The organism is Arthrobacter sp. Y3221160 (assembly GCF_059092585.1).
Window position 1 is genome coordinate 1,327,883 of the sequence record NZ_JBNHHU010000001.1, and the last position, 16,492, is coordinate 1,344,374.

A 16,492-nucleotide genomic window follows, 5' to 3' on the forward strand; every position below is an offset into this window, starting at 1 on the left:
AGACCCCCGATGCCCTACAGAGCCGAAAAACCCGAGCGCAGGCATACCAGCGAAGAACTCCGCGCCCGGATCCCGGGCTGGGGTGCCGACCTGGATCCGAAGGACCGTCCGGCCGTGCCGAAGGAACGCTTCGATCCCGGAGCCACCGGCGCACACTGGGACTTTCCCGACCGCCAGGAGGAGAAATGGCCGCGCGAGCGATCCCTTGAGCACCGCATGCTGACGCCCGTCTTCGGCACGTCGACGCCGCCCAAGGGACTCTCGGGCGCCCTGCGGCGGTACTCCTACCGGAAGTACAGCGAGGCGCGGGCGGCCCACTGGGTGATCCTGCTGGCCGCCGACCGGGTCGACGCCTGGGAAAGCCACCTCCGCTCCTTCGCGACCCTGCGTCCGGACAATCCCGTCACCGAATCCGGTGTGCGCAGCGAGTTCAGCCATCACGGGCTGGCCTCCCGGACCGGGGCGAAGCGTGCCGACCTGAGCCACCAGTGGCTCGACCCGGTCATCGTGGCCGGTCCCTGGCTGGCGGCAGGCGGCCTGGCCGCGCTGGCGGTCAGGGGCCTGGCCCGGCGCCTGCGCGCCTGAACGGGAAGATCCCGCGGCGCGTCTACTTGACGAGCTGGAGCAGCTCCTGGTTGTCGGCGAAGACCTCCGCGGCGTTCTCCTTGGTGACCGGCTCCGCTTCGGTCAGGTAGGCGGCCACGCTGGTTTGCGCGTTGCCGTAAGACTCTTCCTCGTCGGCCTCGGGTGCATCGTCCTGCGCGAACCCTTTGACGACCGTCAGGGCCTCCCCCACCATGGCCGCTGGGTCGGCGTAGGTGGTGGCGTACTGCTTGCCGGCCATGATTGATTCCACGGCTTCCGGGGCGGATCCGCTGCCGACGACGACGGCGGAGTCCTGCCCGCCGTCTTCGGCGGCCCGGATGAGGGCCTGGGCGGTGGCGTCATCGGCGGCCAGGATGCCGTGCACGTCATCGGAGGCATATTCCTCCTGCAACAGGCCGGCCAGCCGTTCTGCCGCCGCATCCGGGTTTTCGCCGGCGGTTGCCTCGAAATCCGTCTGGCCGGACAGCACGGCCACGGTGCCGTCGTCGATCTTGGGCTGCAGCACGCTCATGGCTCCGTCGAACGCCAGACGCGCGCCGCCGTCGTCCGGGTGGCCGCTGAACAGCTCGACGTTGTAGGGTCCTTCGCCCTGCCGTTCGGCCAGCCCGTCGAGCAGTGCCTGGGCCTGGAGCTCACCGGTTTGGAAGGCATCCGCGCCCACCAGGTAGCCGACCGCGCCGGTGCCCGTGACCATGGTGCCGAACGCGATGACCGGGATTTGCGCCTCCTGCGCCGCGGCCAACTGCTCCCCCAGGCCTGCCGGGTCTGCCGGGTCCACGATCAGCACCTCCGGTTCACCCTCGAGCATGGTGCTGATTTGTTGCTGCTGTTCAGCGGCGGTTTCGGCAACCTGGACATTCGGTTCGAAGTTTGAGCCCTCGATCTGTTCGGTGAACAGCGCTTCGGCGTACGCGGTGTCGGCGGAGAGGGACACGCCGATCAAGGAGCCGCTCTCGAAGCCTCCGGCGCCTCCCGCTTCCGGCCCCTCTCCCGTTTCTTCACCCGTGCGGGAACAGGACGTCAGCAGGAGTGCCGCCGTGACGGCCACCGCCGCCGGCAGTTTCATTCGTCCGGCAAAAGATCCCATGACGTTGACCTCCGTCGTTCCGCCGTCCGACCGGATGGGAGAGTTGTGAGGAGGGGCCGGCGTGCCCCGCCGTGGTTTCAGCCTAGGACCCCGCCGAGGATTGGGATAGACGGTGTGCGTCCTGCGCGGCGGGCGCGGGCCGGATCGCCCTAGAGGTGCACGCTGGTGACCGGCATGGACGAATCCGGAGCGAATTCCAGACCCGAGGGCCTGCCGCCGGCCATGACCACCTGGGCGCCGAGCGCGGCGACCATCGCCCCGTTGTCCGTGCACAGGGACACGGGCGGCACCCGCAGGGAGATGCCGTGCTCCGCGCAGCGTTCCTCGGTCAGCGCCCGCAGCCGCGAGTTCGCCGCAACGCCGCCGCCGAGCAGCAGGTTGGTGATGCCGTTCTCCGTGCAGGCCAGCATCGCCTTCGCGGTGATGACGTCCGCCACGGCTTCCTGGAAGGACGCGGCGATGTCGGCCACCGGCAGGGGTTCCCCGGCGGCCTCGAACTGCTCCACGCAGCGGGCCACGGCCGTCTTCAGGCCGGAGAAGGACCAGTCATAGCGGTGCGGGCCGGGGGCCTCGGCCGAGCCCATGTACTTGGGCTGGCTCAGTCCGCGGGGGAACCGGATGCGCCTCGGGTCGCCCTCCCGCGCCAGTTTGTCGATCGCCGGGCCGCCGGGATAGCCCAGGCCCAGGATGCGGGCCACCTTGTCGTAGGCTTCACCCGCCGCGTCGTCGATGGTGGAGCCGAGCAGTTCGACGTCGTCGGTCAGCGAGCGCACGCGCAGGATCTCCGTGTGTCCGCCGGAAACCAGCAGCGCGCCCAAGTTCTCCGGCAGCGCTCCCCCGTCCAGCACGCCGACGCCCACATGGGCGACCAGGTGGTTGATGGCGTACAGCGGCTTGCCGGTGGCCAGCGCAAGGGCCTTGGCCGCGCACACGCCGACCATCAGGGCACCGGCCAGCCCGGGGCCGGAGGTCACCGCGAGCGCGTCCACCTCGCCGAGGGTGACCCCGGCCGTGTCCAGCGCCTGTTCCAGCGTGGGGATGAAGGCGTCGAGGTGGGCGCGCGAGGCGATTTCCGGGATCACCCCGCCGAAGCGCACGTGTTCCTCCATCGAGGAGGACACCGTGTTGGCCAGGAGCGTATCCCCGCGGACGATGCCCACACCCGTTTCGTCGCAGGAGGACTCGATGCCCACCACCAGCGGTTCGGTGCGGTTCATGGCGTGTCCTCCGTCGTCTCGGGTTCGTGGGTTGTCCGGCCGGTCCCGGTGCCGCCGCCGGTCCCGGTGCCGGCGCCGGTTCGGGCCTCGGCGCCGGGAGCACCTGCCCAGTCCTTGAGGCGCAGCCGCATGATCAGGGCATCAACGCCGCCCCGGTAGTAGCGCGGGCGCACATGGATCTGCTCGAAGCCGAACCAGCGGTAGAGCCGCTGCGCCCGGGGGTTGTCCGCGCGCACTTCCAGCAAGACGTCGTCGGCCCGCTGGCTGCGTGCCAGGTCGATCAGCAGGGTCAGCAACGTGGTGCCGATGCCTTGCCCCTCGCGCTCGGGGACCACCGCAATGGTCTGCACATCGGCGATCGGCCGCACGCACATCAGCCCCGCGTAGCCGATCACCGCGCCGAGCGCGTCCTCGGCCACGAAGTAGCTGCGCGTATCCTGTGCCAGTTCCTCGTAAAACATTTCCGTCGGCCACGCGTCGTCCGGGAACAGCTTCCGTTCCAGCGCGTCCACGGCCGGCACGTCGGCCTCGGTCATCGGCCGGATGCCGCCCGCCGGCCGTGGCGTGCGGGCGGTCACAGGGCGCGCTTCCGCGGACCGGGAACCTTGGCATCGGACTCGCGCAGGTACAGAGGGGTGGTGTCCGGCAGGGCAAGCCCCTTGTCCAGTCGGGCGACGGCGGTGCGGCCCAGCGCTTCGGCGGTCGGCTGGGTGCCGCTGTACTCGGTGACGGCCAGCAGTTGCTCCGGGTACAGCCCGGCGCCCATGCCGTAGGCGGGCAGGCGCGGAACGTCCGAGGGCGGCCCGACATGCGGGCCGTCGAGCAGTTCGTGCGTGCCGCCGGTGCTGCGGTAGCGCGCCCAGTACACTTCCTTGCGCCGGGCGTCGGTCGCCACCACGAACTCGTCCACGCCGGCGCGCCACGCGTCCGGTGCGGCGTCTACGGCGATGGCGTCCAGGCTCATCGCCCCGTGCAGCGGCTTGCCCCAGGCGAAGGCCAGCGCCCGCGCGGTGGCGATGCCGGAGCGCAGGCCGGTGAACGGTCCCGGGCCCACGCCCACCACCAACGCGTCGACGTCGGCGCCGGTGACGTCCGCCGTCGTCATGATCTTGCTGATCCCGACGGCCAGCACCTCGGCGTGGGTGCGCGTGTCCTCGGTGGCGAACGCGGCCAGGATCTCTCCTTGTCCGGCCAGCAACGCGGCGCTGGCGATGGCGGAGGTATCAATGGAGAGAATGAGCACGCATCAATTTTACTTGAGGCACGCGGGGTGCCTTTCGGGCGCGGATCAGGAGGGCGCACCGCGGCCGGGACAGGGTTAGGGCCCCTCGGCGGCCGCGGAGGCGGGCCATGTTGGGCGGCGCTCACGCCTGCGGTGTTCCGGCTTCCTGCGGCGTGCCGGCGATGTTGACCAGCCACTGGATGCCGAACCTGTCCGTGCACATGCCGAAGGTGTCGCCCCAGGGCGCTTTTTGCAACGGCTCCGTGACGTCGGCGCCGTCGATCAGCTTTTCCCAGTAGCCGCGCAGTTCGGCCTCGTTATCGCCGCTGAGCGAGAGCGAGTGGCTGGACCCGGGGGTGTATTCCATGCTGGCGGGGGTGTCCGCCGCCATGAGCACCAGCCCGCGCTCGGTAGACAGTTGCGAGTGCATGATCTTGTCGGTCTCCGCCGGGTCGTCGCTGGCCTGGAAATCGCCGAAGGTGTTCAGCGTCAATTCCCCGCCGAACACCGACTGGTAGAACGTCATGGCTTCCCTGGCCTGGTCGCGGAATCCCAGGTACGGGTTCAGCTTGGTCTCCATGGCGGGCCTCCTCGTGGTCTGATGACGCCATCGATTATGGACCTGCGCCAGGGGGCCGTGAAGACCGCGGGCGCCCCGAGGTCCCCGTCCGCCTAAATTCACCCGCGCCGATGAAACGGCGCTGCCTGCAGGCCCGGCGTGTCTCCGCAACCGGCGACGGGAAAATCCGCTGCGGGTCAGGCAAACATGTACGCGGCCCAGCGCGGCCCGTAGGCGGCCATGCGGATCAGCCGCGGCTCGCCGTCGTCGGGCTCGTCAAAGTCGAGCACGACGCCGGTGCTCCGCTGCGCTCCCGCGGCGCCACCCCCGGCGCCCGGCACGGCGGTGTCGCCCGGCACGGCGGCACCACCCGGTGACTCACCCCGCGGCCCGCCCTGCGCTCCCTCGGCTGGCCGGTTCGCCAGGTCTGCCCCGGTGGCCCGGACCAGCGAAATGTCCAGCCAGCTCTCGGAGAGGTGCTCCACCCGGCCGCGGCCCCACTCGACCACGGTCACGGCCTGGTCCATGGTGTTTTCCAGGTCGATGTCGTCGATCTCCCCGTCCGACTGCAGCCGGTAGGCATCCACGTGGACCAAATCCGGCCCGCCGTTCATGCTGGGGTGGCTGCGGACCAGCACGAAGGTGGGGGAAATGATGCCGGGACGGACGCCGAGTCCTTCTCCCAGCCCCTGAGTGAAGGTGGTCTTGCCCGCCCCCAGCCCGCCGCTGAGCACCACCAGGTCGCCTGCCCGCAAAATCCTGCCGAGCCGGGCGGCGAGCGCCTGCGTTTCCTCGGCCGAGCCCACGTGGAACTCGCGCTCCCACACCGGCGCGGCCGGTTGCTGCTGCGTCATGGCAGGTGCTCCCCCTGTCCGGTCGGTGTCATCCTTCACGTAAGCACGGCCTTCATGCCAGCACGGCGCCGGGATCCCCGGCGCTGTCGGTGTTCCGGTCGTCGATCGCGGCCAGCGCTGCCCGGACCTGGGCCGCCGCCGCTGCCTGCTCGGCCGCGGACGCCGTGACTCCGGGTGCCGCGGCCACTTCAGTGCCGGCCTCGCCGCCCTCCCGTTCGTCGGCGGTTCCGGTGTAGTAGCGCGGGACCCGCTGGCTGACGCGGGTGACAATCTCGTAGTTAATGGTGCCGGCGCCCGCCGCCCAGTCCTGGGCGTCCGGGACTTCCCGGCCCGGCCCGAAAACGATCACTTCCTCACCCACGAGGTCTTCGGCGTCGTTGGTCCTCAGGTCCACCACGAACTGGTCCATGGCCACCCGGCCCACCACGTCATAGCGGCGGCCGCGGATGGACACTTGGACGTTGGCGGCGCTGCGCGGGATGCCGTCCGCATAGCCCAGCGGCACCAGCACCAACGTGCTCGGCCCGGAGGTCAGGTAGCTGAGCCCGTAGGAGACGCCCTGGCCGCTGGGCACCCGTTTGCAGTTGGCCACCCGTGCTCGCAACGTCATGGCCGGAACCAGCCCGAGTTCCTCGGGGGTCTGCCCCTCGAAGGGCGAGAGCCCGTAAATGCCGAGCCCCACGCGGACCATGTCGAAGTGCGCGTCCGGGCGGCTGAGCGTGCCGGGCGTGTTTGCCAGGTGGCGGACCTCCAGGTCCAGCCCCGCGTTCTCGGCCACCGCTACGGCCTCGCGGAAGCGGTCCACCTGCTCGTCCGTCTCCGGCCGGTGCGGTTCGTCGGCGACCGCCAGGTGGGAGAAGACGCCGACCACCCGCAGCAGCCCCTGTTCCTGGTACTCCACGGCCCGGTTGACCAGGTCCTCCCAGAGCGCCGGCGGGCAGCCGTTGCGCCCCAGCCCGGTATCGATCTTCAGGTGCACGCGTGCAGGCCGTTCGAGCCGCCGGGCCGCCTTGACCACCGGCTCCAGTTCCCAACCGGACACGCCGACGTCGATGCCGGCCTCGATGCCCGCGGCGAAGTCCGTGTCCGGGGTGTGCAGCCAGGCCAGGATGGGCGCGTCGATGCCCGCCGCGCGCAGGGCCAGCCCCTCGGTGAAGTGCGCAACGCCCAGCCAGGACGCACCGGCTTCCAGTGCGGCCCGGGCCACCGGGACGGCGCCGTGGCCGTAGGCGTCCGCCTTGACCACCGCCATCACCCGGGCGGGAGCCGCGACCTCGCGCAGGTGCCGCACGTTGGCGCGGATGGCGGCCAGGTCAATGACGGCTTGGCGGTCATAGGGCAGCGGTGACGTTGTAGAGCTCACGGATCCATTCTCCCATCCGAAGCACGCTTCCGGCTGAAGGCCTGCGCCGCGGGGCGGAAGGCACCGCGTCGAACGTACCGCAGCGAAGGCACCGGCCGACGATCTTCGGCGCGGGCGCAGGTTCAGCCGCCAGGGCCTGTGGTTGGCCCTTGCTGGCACAATACAAGCAAGGGCCGGGTCCCGGGCTGCGGGCGGCCGATCGTTATCCAATGTCAATCGTTCGGGGGGAGCAGTGGCAACACTTGCCATACTGGGCGGCGGCGGGTTCCGGGTGCCGCTGGTCTACCGCGCCCTGACCAACGGATCCGCGGCCGGCCTGGTGGACCGGCTGGTGCTCCACGACGTAGACGCCAGCCGGCAGCGGGCGATCGTCCGGGTGCTGGAGGATGCTGCCTTGCCCGGGGCCGGCCGGCCGCCGAAGATCGAGTCCGCCCGCGACCTGGATAGCGCCCTGGCCGGCGCCGACGTCGTTTTCTCGGCCATCCGTCCCGGCGGCACCCTGGGCAGGACACTGGACGAACGCGTGGCAACCCGGCTGAACCTGCTGGGTCAGGAGACCACCGGCGCCGCCGGGATAGCCGCCGGCCTGCGCGCCGTCCCCGCCGCCCTGCACATCGCCAAGCGGATGAGTGAACTGTGCCCGGGCGCGTGGCTGATCAACTTCACCAATCCCGCCGGGCTGGTCACCGAAGCCGTGCTGCCGCTGCTCGGCCATCGGGTGGTCGGGATCTGCGACACACCCATCGGGCTGGTGCGCCGCGCGGCGAGGGCCGCCGGGGTCACGCTGCGCCGCGGCTCGTTGGCGGGCGTGGATTATGCGGGCCTCAACCACCTGGGGTGGCTGCGCGGGCTGGAGCACGAGGGCCGGGACCGGCTGCCCGGTTTGCTCGGCGAGCCGGGGCGGCTCCAGTCGTTCGAAGAGGGCCGGATCTTCGGCACGCGCGAACTGCAGGTGCTCGGCGCCATTCCGAATGCCTACCTGTTCTATTACTACTTCCGCCGGGAGGCCACCCTGGCCCTGGCCGGCGCCGCCCAGACCCGCGGCGAGTCCATCCACGACTTGCAGCAGGAGTTGTACGCCAGGCTGCAGGCTTCCGGAACCCCCTACGCGGACTGGGAGGACGCCCTGCGCCGCCGCGAGGAGGGCTATCTCTCCGAGGCCCGCGAGATCGGCGTCTCGCGCGACGAACAGGACCTGGCCGCCGGCGGCTACGAGCAGGTGGCCCTGGACGTGATGCGCGCCCTGCTGTCCGGCGAGCGCACGGAGCTGATCCTCAACGTGCGCAACGCCGGCACCATCCCTCAACTGCCGGACGACGCCGTCGTGGAGGTTCCGTCGGTGGTGGATGCGGACGGCGCCCGTCCCCTGCCGGTGAAGCCGCTGACCCTGCACCAGGCCGGACTGATGACGCAGCTCAAGGCCGTGGAGCAGGAGGTCATCCGCGGCGGGAAGGGCGACCGCGCGGCGGCCCTGCGGGCCTTTATGATCCACCCGCTGATTACCTCCGGCCACGTGGCCCACCGCCTGCTCGCGGCCTACGAACAGGCCCACGGATACCGCTGGAACTGACCGGGCCTGATCGCGGCCCCGGCCGGCCGGCCGGTAAGGCCTGCCGGCTGGTCCGCCGGCGCCGCACGTGGCAGGGTGAGGACATGCCCACCGAGGACGATGTGCGCCGCCTCTGTCTGGCCCTGCCCGGCGTCACCGAGCGGCTCAGCTGGGGCCAGCCCGCCTGGTTCGCCAAGTCGCTGATGGCGCGGATGTGGGAGCCGGGCGTGCTGACCGTCAAGTCCGACGAGCGCGACGCCCTGGCCGCGACGGCTCCGGACGTCTTCTTTTGGACCCCGCACCACGAGCGTTCCCGGCTGCTGGTGCTGATGCGCTTGGACAAAGTCGAACCCGGCCATCTCGAAGAATTGCTCGACGAATCGTTCCGGCTCGCCGGAGGCCTGCACCCCCGAGCCCGTCCGGGACGTTAACGCGCCCCGGCGGGCTGCGCCTCGGCCTGCTCGGGCCGCCGGGCGTGCTGCGCGAGCTTGGCGCCTTCCACATCCACGTCAGGGAGCACCCTGTCCAGCCACGCCGGCATCCACCAGGCCGCCTTGCCGAACAGGTGCATCGCCGCCGGGATCAGCGTCATCCGCACCACGAACGCGTCCAGCAGCACGCCCAGGGCCAGCGCGAAGCCGATCGGCCGGACCATGGTCAGGTGGGAAAAGATGAACCCGGCGAACACGGAGACCATAATGATTGCCGCGGCCGTGACTACCTTGGCGCCGTGGTTGAAGCCGCTGACCACGGCGGCCCTGGCGTCCTCGCCGTGCGCATAGGATTCACGCATGCCGGAGACCAGGAACATCTGGTAGTCCATCGCCAGGCCGAACAGCACGCCGATCATGATCATCGGCAGGAAACTCAGGATCGGCCCGGGGTCGTGGACGTCGAAGATGCCGCCCAGCCAGCCCCACTGGTAGATCGCCACCACGGCGCCGAAGCTGGCCCCGAGTGACAGCAGGAAACCCGCGGTGGCCAGCAGCGGCACCAGGACGGAGCGGAAGACCAGCAGCAGCAGGATCAGCGAGAGCCCGATCACGATGGCCAGATAGACCGGCATGGCGTCCGCCAGCTTGTCGGAGACGTCGATCTGCATCGCCGGCTGCCCGGTCACGGAGATCGCGACGCCGGTCTCCTGCTCGAGTGCGCCGGCCTGCGCCCGGAGGTTATGGACCAGCTCCTCGGTGCTTTCGGCCGCCGGGCCCTCTGCGGGGATGACCTGAAGCACGGCGGTGCGCCCGTCCCCGCTCGTGCCGGTCGGAACGGCTGCGGCGACGTGGTCCATCGACCGCAGCTCCTGCGATAGCCGCAGCAGCGCCTCGTCGGTCCCGGTCCCTTCCATGCCCGCAGGGAGGTCGGCCACCACGATGAGCGGGCCGTTGATTCCCTCGCCGAAGCTCTCGCCCAGTTGGCGGTAGGACTGGTAGGCCGTAGAGTCCGCAGGCTCGGAGCTGCCGTCCGGCAGGCCCAGCCGCAGCTCGGCGGCCGGCACCGTCATCAGGCCCAGCACCGCCACGCCCGCGGCCAGCGCGAGCCACGGGTGCTTCGTCACCGTCTTGCCCCAGCTGCGCTTGGGGTCGTTGTGGAAGTCCGCCACCCGCCTCGTGGTCTCTGCGTCGGCGGCGGCCGGGCCGGGCCGGCCGGCCTTGGCCAAAGCGCGTCGGGAGAGAATGCGCCTGCCCATGATGGCCAGCATCGCCGGGGTCAGGGTCAAGGCGACGACGACGGCGACCGCCACCGTTGCGGCTCCGGCCAGTCCCAGCACCGTCAGGAACGGAATGCCCGGCACCGCCAGCGCGGCGAGGGCGATGATCACGGTGAGCCCGGCAAAGAGCACTGCGTTGCCGGAGGTGCCGGTGGCCCGGCCGATCGATTCGATCGGCGGCACGCCGGAGAGCAGCTGGGTGCGGTGGCGGTTGACGATGAACAGGGAGTAGTCGATGCCCACGGCCAGGCCCAGCATCAGCGCCAGCACCGGCGAAACCGAGCTCATCTCGATGACACCGCTGAGCGCCATGGTGCCGCCCACGCCGACCCCGACGCCGACGATCGCCATCAGCAGCGGCAGTCCGGCCGCGATGAGCGTGCCGAGCATGAGCACCAGGACGGCGGCGGCGACGGCGATGCCGATGATCTCGGCGGCTCCGAACAGGCTTGAGATGTCCTCGACGATGTCCTTGCTGTACTCCGCCCGCAGTCCCGGCACCAGGCCGGCCTCGGTGACCTGCTGGACCTGTTCGCGGTCCTCCTTGGAAACCTCCATCATGCCCTGCTCGAACTGGACCTGGACGAAGGCGGCCGAGCCGTCCGCGGATACGAACCGCAGCCCCTCGGAGGACTGCTGCCGCAGTTTCCCCGCCTCCAGATCGGCGACGCCTGACTCGTACTCCGCCCGGCCGTCTGCCAGCTGGCGTTCGGCTTCCGCCAACCGGGCCCGTGCCGTTTCCAGCTGCGCCCGCTGCGGCTCCAGCCGGGCACGTGCCTGCTCGGCCATCGCCGCTTGGCCGGCTGCCTCCAGCTGCCCGATCTGCGCCTCGGCCGCCTTCAGCTGCTGCAGGCCCGGCTCCAACTGCGCCTTGCCTGCGTCCAGCTCGGCCTGGGCGTCCTCAAGCCGTTGTGCGGCGGCGTCGAGCTTCTCTTCGCCGGCGGCGATCGTCCGTGGCGCATTATTTAGGGCGGCCTGCAATTCCACCGGGTTTGTGGCGTTCTTGACCGCGTCCAGCTTCGTGAGGTCCGCGGCGATGGCCGCAATGGCGTCCTGGTGCCCCGCGGTGAACGCCCGGCCGTCCGCCGTCGTGAACACGATGGTGCCGAGGCCGCCCGAGGCGGCCGGCATTTTTTCCCGCAGGTCGTCCGCAACCGCCTGGGCGGGAGTGCCGGGAATGGTGAAGCTGTTGGAGAGGGTGCCCATGAAGGCAGCGACGGATCCGCCGACGGCGACCATGACCGCCAGCCACACGGAGACGAACCACCAGCGTTTGCGCGCGGCGAGCTTACCGAGTCTGTAGAGCAGTGAGGCCATGGGGTCAGTCCTTGGAGTGGGGGTTGAAGCCGCTGCGCAGCATGGTGAGGCTCTCGAGCAACTGCTGCCGGAAGGCCGACGGTTCGGGTGCCCCGCCGGCGGTGGTTTGGGTGGCGGCCATGCGCATGGCCGCCTGAGCGCAGGCGATCAGCGAACCGGCAAGCGCCGTGACCATGAGCTCGCCGGCGTTCTCCGGCAGCCGGGGGCGCAGTCCGTCTTCGAGCGACTGCCTGGCCTGGCTCCAGGCTTGCAGTTGCACGCGCTCCAACTGGGCGTCGTCGATACCCATCTGGTAGATCTCGCACAGCAGCGCAAGCCGGCCCTGGCTGATCTCCCCGCCGAAAGTGGCCAGGACCGCGTCCATGATCGGTTCGTCGTCCGGGCGCTCATCGAGCCGCTTGAAGGACTCGGCCAAAAATTCTTCCACCGGCCGCGTGACCGCCGCCTCGACGGAGGGGAAGTAGTTGAAGAAGGTCCGGCGCGAAACGCCCGCCTCTGCTGCCACCTGGTCCACCGTAAAGCCGCCCGGCCCCTGTTCCCTGGTCAGCCGCAAGGCGGCCGCGGTGATGGCACCGCGCGTAGCCGCCTTGTTTCGTTCACGGAGCCCTTCCAAGGGAACCGGAGTTTGTGCGCTCATCGGGCCAGTGTAGGGCAAGTTGCACACCATGCAAAGTTGCCTGGTGTGCAGAAACATTTCGGGTGTGGCCGGGTCCTCGGCTAAATTAGTGGGGGTGCCCTACCCCCGAGGACACCCACGGCACGATTGCCGAAGCCAACTAGTCTCCTAGGACGTGCATGTCTCCGCGTACCCTGTTCCGTACCGTCGCCTTCGCCGAGGCGGTGACGTGGACGTTGCTGTTACTGGCCCTGCTCCTGCGGGCGCTGGTGCCGGAAGCACGCCTGGCGGTCAGTATTGCGGGCGGCCTGCACGGCTTTGTCTTCCTCTGCTACGTCGTCAGCACCTGCTTCACCTGGGTGAACCAAAGGTGGTCGGCAGGCCGCGGGATCCTGGCCGTGGTCTCTGCCGCCATTCCGTATGCGACGATTCCCGTCGAGAAGTCGATGGACCGCCACGGCCTGCTCGGCGACGTTTGGCGGCTCGGCGCAGGCGGTGATGCCCCGCACGGTTTCCTCGAAAAGCTGCAGGCGGCCGTGCTCGCCCGCCCGCTGGCGGCCATCGCCGTCGTCATAGCAGCCGTTGCCGCCGTCTTCGGCTTGCTGCTCTACCTGGGTCCGCCGGATACCTGGTTCGCCTAGAACCGGGTCACAACCGGACCACATCGGTGAGGAGCCGCCGGCGCCGTTTTCGGGCCTGCGGCTCCTCACTGCCGTTTTAAGTGATGCTGTGGCTCAGGACGGTGAAGAGGTCCGGGAGAGCCCCGTCCCTCCCCACCGTTGGGATACCTACCTTAAGGGTGATCTCCTAGTGGTGACCGTGGCCGTGGCCGTGGTCGTCGTCGTCGCACCGGAACTTGACGCGGTCGCTCGACACCCATCCGTCGGCGCGGCTGTAGCTGACGGCCTTGTACGTCCTGTCGCAGCGCAGGTCGTCGCCACGGATGGTGAAGTCGCCGTCATGGGTCCGGACGTAGAAATGATCCACAACGCGGTCCCGCGAAACGTTGATGATCCACACGTGGACGCGCCTCGCTTCGTAGTCCTCGCCCCTTACCCGGTAATCGCCGTCATCATAAATGCGCAGCTTCAGGGTGGCGTCGTCGTCGTGGTGGTCGCCGTAATCGTGGTCGGAATGCGAAGCAGGTACCGCCACGCTGCTGGCACCGGCCGGTGCCGCTACGCCGATTGACGCGAGAAGTCCCAGGAGTACGCCGGTCATCATCAACCACACGCGCAGTCTTGCTGAAGTTTTCATTACTGAGAGTGCTTCCGTGCTTTTCCGGGAGGCCGGGAACGCGGAAGGCGCGTCCGCCTGTCATCGATGAGCGGCCTGGCGGGCCCCCCGGCTTCCTATCGCCGCTGCCGCTCACTGGTGCCGGAAAAAAGACGGGACTGCCCCCGGCCCAACAGTGGTTACTTGAGGTTGCCATCCCTCGGGAGGATCCTGCCTCCGGTGCCCCGCGCCGTGCCCCTGCGGTGCGGTCGGCACCCCTACAGCGTAGTGGAAACAGGTATCGCCGGGTACCCCGTCACGCGGTTTTTCCCCTGATCAATAAGATCCTTGGCCAGTCGGATCGGAAACCGCATTTGGAGGCCTTGGCGCCCTTAGCCCTGCGGCTTCCAGATGTTGATGTCGGAGTCCACTGCGAACCGGTTGATCGCGTCTGCTTCCTCGGCCGTGAAGTCCAGTTTGGCCACGGCGGCGAGACTGTCCTCCAGTTGCTGCACGCTCGAGGCCCCGATCAAGGCAGAGGTGACCGGGGCGCCCTTGGCTTGCCGGCGGAGCACCCAGGCGATGGCCAGCTGCGCCAGCGACTGGCCTCGGTCCGCCGCCAACTGGTTCAGTCCGCGGACGCGGTCCAGATTCTCGTCGGAGAGCATCTGCGGGAACAGCGACTTGTCCTGCGCGGCACGGGAGTCACCAGGGATGCCGTTCAGGTAGCGGTCGGTGAGCATGCCTTGGGCCAGCGGCGAGAACGCGATGCAACCCATGCCTTCGTCTTCCAGGACTTCCAGCAGGTTCGGGCTGCCGCCTTCCACCCAGCGGTTGAGCATCGAGTATGAGGGCTGGTGGATCAGCAGCGGGGTCCCCAGCGCGCGCATGATCCGTGCAGCCTCCCGGGTCTGCTCGGGGGTGTAGGACGAGATGCCCGCGTACATGGCCTTGCCGGACCGGACGGCCTGGTCCAGCGCGCCCATCGTCTCCTCCAGCGGCGTGTTCGGGTCGGGCCGGTGGCTGTAGAAGATGTCCACGTAGTCCAGGCCCATCCGCTTCAGCGAGGCGTCCAGGCTGGAGAGCAGGTATTTGCGCGAACCCCACTCGCCGTACGGGCCGGGCCACATCAGGTAGCCGGCCTTGGTGGAGATCACCAGTTCGTCCCGGTAGGGCAGGAAATCCTGGCGCATGTGCCGGCCGAAATTGGTTTCGGCGCTGCCCTCCGGCGGGCCGTAGTTGTTGGCCACATCGAAGTGCGTCACCCCCAGGTCGAAGGCCCGGCGCAGGATCGCGCCCTGCACTTCGAACGGCTTGTCGTCGCCGAAGTTGTGCCAGAGGCCCAGCGAGACGGCGGGCAGCTTCAGCCCGCTGCGGCCCACCCGGCGGTAGGGAATGTTCTGGTACCGGTTCTCTGCAGCCTCATACGCCATCCCCTCATCATGCCATCGTGCGGCTACCGGTCCCTACCGGCAATGATCCTGCCCACAACCGCGGGGAGGGCGGCGCTGATAGCGGAGGCGGCCAGGGGCGCGCCCGGTGACGACGACGGCGACGCCCGCCGCCCTGCGGGGCGTCCCTCCGTCCCCCGAGGCTGCGGCCGCGCCCGGGCCTCCCGCCCTGCGCCGTCCCGCATGGATGCCTCCGTGGAAGCCTCCGTCGCGGCGAGCCCGTGCAGGCAGGCGGCCATGGCAGCCACCACCGCCCCGTGCTCGGCCGCGGCGAAACCGGCCGCCTCCAGGTCTTCGGTCCGGACGGTCGCCGCGAGCGCGCCGAGGATCCCGGCCAGGGTGTCGCCCGAACCGGCCGTGGCCAGCCATACCGGCCCGTCGTCCTGGCTGAACAGGGCGCCGTCCGGGGCGGCGATCACCGTTACGGAGCCCTTGAGCAGGACGGTGGCCCCGGTGAGCCCGGCGGCCAGCGCGGCGAACTCCGCGGGGGCCGCCTCGATGTGCTCCCGGTCGGTCTCCACCCCTTGGGCTGAGAGGATGCGCACCAGTTCGCCGGCGTGCGGCGTCAGGACCACCCGGGGTCCCGGCTCCGCGGGCAACACGTCGAAGGCACCGGCGTCGGCAATCACCGGCAGCCCGGACGCCAGGGCGTCCCTGGTGCGGCGGTGCTGCTCCGCGTCACCGCCGGTTCCCGGCCCAACCAGCCACGCCTGGACGCGGGAGACGGCGACGGACTCCTGCGAGCAGACCGCTTCGGGGGTCAGCACGTTGATCTGGCGGCACACCTCGGCCGGGCCGAGGTAGCGGATCATGCCCACGCCGGTGGCGGCGGCCGCCTGGGTCGCGAGGAGGGCAGCCCCGGGATAGGACGCAGAGCCGGCGGCGACGCCGAGCACCCCGCGGGTGTACTTGTGGTCGGTTCGGCGGGGCACGGGCCACAAGCGGGCCAGATCCTGTACCTGGAGCCGCCGCAGCCGCGGCGCCGGAAGGAGGTTCGCGATGCCGATGTCCACCGTTTCCACACGGCCGGCGAGCGCCGCCGCGGGATCCAGCATCAGGCCGGTCTTGGCTCCGCCGAAGGTGACCGTGAGGTCCGCCGGCAGCACGGGGTGGTTCACCTCGCCGGTTTCGGCGTCGACGCCGCTGGGCAGGTCGCACGCCACGACCGGCGGGCGGCGGCGGCCCGGCTCCGGTTCGAGGACCGCTTGAACCAGCTCCCGGGCCGGTCCCCGCAGTGCCCCGGACGCGCCGGTGCCCAACATCCCGTCGACCAACACGTCGGCGGCACAACAGGTCGCGGCCGCCTCGCCGATGACCCGTGCAGCCTCCCGAAGCTGCGGAGCCTCACCAGCCTTCGGGGCCTGGCGGGCCGGGCCCTCGCCGGCTCCTTCCGCCGCCAGCCGCAGCACCGATCCTCCTGCCCTCTCGAACGCAGCCAGCGCCGCCGCATGCACCCGCTCCGAGGTGAGCACCGCCGTCGCCATGGCGCCGCGGCGGGCCACCGAAGCAGCGGCGAAGAGGGCGTCGCCGCCGTTGTTGCCGCTGCCGGCCAGCACCACCACCCGGGCGCCATAGACCCGGCCCCGGACGCGCTTCAGCTCCCGGATGACGGCGGCCGCAAGCCCGGCCGCGGCGCGGGCCATCAGCAGCGGCCCCTGCCCGGCGTCCAGCAGCGGCCGTTCGGCGGCGCGGATGTCCTCCGGGGACCAGGCACGGATCATGCAA

The 16,492-nt window shown here is 70.2% G+C and carries 16 protein-coding genes; 4 read left to right on the top strand and 12 right to left on the bottom strand.

The features are described from left to right. Nucleotides 1–9: 9 nt before the first annotated feature. Nucleotides 10–585 (top strand): hypothetical protein, encoded by a 576-nt coding sequence (locus AC5RWG_RS06040; RefSeq protein ID WP_494012654.1) that lies wholly within the window; start codon nt 10–12, stop codon nt 583–585. 22 nt (nt 586–607) lie between these two features. On the opposite strand, the gene AC5RWG_RS06045 is transcribed toward AC5RWG_RS06040, so the two are convergent. The 7 genes from AC5RWG_RS06045 to alr form a co-directional block, all read right to left on the bottom strand. After that, nucleotides 608–1,693 carry a substrate-binding domain-containing protein gene (locus AC5RWG_RS06045; protein WP_494000404.1) on the bottom strand — a complete coding sequence of 362 codons (1,086 nt, stop codon included), beginning with the start codon at nt 1,691–1,693 and terminating at the stop codon, nt 608–610. Between the two features lie 149 nt (nt 1,694–1,842). Continuing rightward, a complete protein-coding gene (tsaD, locus tag AC5RWG_RS06050; RefSeq protein ID WP_494000405.1) occupies nt 1,843–2,910 on the bottom strand; it encodes a tRNA (adenosine(37)-N6)-threonylcarbamoyltransferase complex transferase subunit TsaD in 1,068 nt (355 codons plus the stop codon). Then, on the bottom strand, nt 2,907–3,446 hold the full coding sequence (rimI, locus tag AC5RWG_RS06055; RefSeq protein ID WP_494167101.1) for a ribosomal protein S18-alanine N-acetyltransferase: 540 nt from the start codon (nt 3,444–3,446) through the stop codon (nt 2,907–2,909). Before rimI ends, tsaD begins: the two co-directional genes overlap by 4 nt. Before the next feature lie 38 nt (nt 3,447–3,484). Next, nucleotides 3,485–4,153, bottom strand: coding sequence for a tRNA (adenosine(37)-N6)-threonylcarbamoyltransferase complex dimerization subunit type 1 TsaB (gene tsaB, locus AC5RWG_RS06060; protein WP_494166581.1), 669 nt, complete (start codon nt 4,151–4,153; stop codon nt 3,485–3,487). 121 nt (nt 4,154–4,274) lie between these two features. Continuing rightward, the gene (locus AC5RWG_RS06065) at nt 4,275–4,712 is read right to left on the bottom strand and encodes a VOC family protein (RefSeq protein WP_494012659.1); all 438 of its coding nucleotides are present in this window, start codon (nt 4,710–4,712) and stop codon (nt 4,275–4,277) included. A 176-nt stretch (nt 4,713–4,888) separates the two neighbouring features. Continuing rightward, nucleotides 4,889–5,545, bottom strand: a complete 657-nt coding sequence (gene tsaE, locus AC5RWG_RS06070; RefSeq protein WP_494166582.1) for a tRNA (adenosine(37)-N6)-threonylcarbamoyltransferase complex ATPase subunit type 1 TsaE — start codon at nt 5,543–5,545, stop codon at nt 4,889–4,891. Between the two features lie 52 nt (nt 5,546–5,597). Next, the gene (gene alr / locus AC5RWG_RS06075) at nt 5,598–6,908 is read right to left on the bottom strand and encodes an alanine racemase (protein WP_494166583.1); all 1,311 of its coding nucleotides are present in this window, start codon (nt 6,906–6,908) and stop codon (nt 5,598–5,600) included. Nucleotides 6,909–7,140: 232 nt separating this feature from the next. On the opposite strand from alr, the gene AC5RWG_RS06080 reads away from it, so the two are divergent. Next, nucleotides 7,141–8,478, top strand: coding sequence for a family 4 glycosyl hydrolase (locus AC5RWG_RS06080; protein WP_494166584.1), 1,338 nt, complete (start codon nt 7,141–7,143; stop codon nt 8,476–8,478). Between the two features lie 83 nt (nt 8,479–8,561). Next, nucleotides 8,562–8,888, top strand: coding sequence for an MmcQ/YjbR family DNA-binding protein (locus AC5RWG_RS06085; RefSeq protein WP_494166585.1), 327 nt, complete (start codon nt 8,562–8,564; stop codon nt 8,886–8,888). Here AC5RWG_RS06085 and AC5RWG_RS06090 read toward each other — a convergent pair. Then, nucleotides 8,885–11,485 (bottom strand): MMPL family transporter, encoded by a 2,601-nt coding sequence (locus tag AC5RWG_RS06090; RefSeq protein WP_494166586.1) that lies wholly within the window; start codon nt 11,483–11,485, stop codon nt 8,885–8,887. The genes AC5RWG_RS06085 and AC5RWG_RS06090 overlap by 4 nt on opposite strands. 4 nt (nt 11,486–11,489) lie before the next feature. Beyond that, the gene (locus AC5RWG_RS06095) at nt 11,490–12,122 is read right to left on the bottom strand and encodes a TetR family transcriptional regulator (protein ID WP_494166587.1); all 633 of its coding nucleotides are present in this window, start codon (nt 12,120–12,122) and stop codon (nt 11,490–11,492) included. A gap of 158 nt (nt 12,123–12,280) precedes the next feature. Between AC5RWG_RS06095 and AC5RWG_RS06100 the strand changes: the two genes are divergently transcribed. Then, nucleotides 12,281–12,742 carry a DUF3817 domain-containing protein gene (locus tag AC5RWG_RS06100; RefSeq protein ID WP_494000414.1) on the top strand — a complete coding sequence of 154 codons (462 nt, stop codon included), beginning with the start codon at nt 12,281–12,283 and terminating at the stop codon, nt 12,740–12,742. Nucleotides 12,743–12,908: 166 nt separating this feature from the next. Here AC5RWG_RS06100 and AC5RWG_RS06105 read toward each other — a convergent pair whose 3' ends face one another. From AC5RWG_RS06105 to AC5RWG_RS06115, 3 genes are all read right to left on the bottom strand, one after another. Continuing rightward, entirely contained in the window at nt 12,909–13,358 is a 450-nt protein-coding gene (locus AC5RWG_RS06105) for a hypothetical protein (protein ID WP_494025453.1), read from the bottom strand. A gap of 350 nt (nt 13,359–13,708) precedes the next feature. Beyond that, complete coding sequence (gene mgrA / locus AC5RWG_RS06110) at nt 13,709–14,749, bottom strand: L-glyceraldehyde 3-phosphate reductase (RefSeq protein ID WP_494012667.1); 1,041 nt, start codon at nt 14,747–14,749, stop codon at nt 13,709–13,711. A gap of 23 nt (nt 14,750–14,772) precedes the next feature. After that, nucleotides 14,773–16,488 (bottom strand): NAD(P)H-hydrate epimerase, encoded by a 1,716-nt coding sequence (locus AC5RWG_RS06115; RefSeq protein ID WP_494166588.1) that lies wholly within the window; start codon nt 16,486–16,488, stop codon nt 14,773–14,775. Nucleotides 16,489–16,492: the final 4 nt, after the last annotated feature.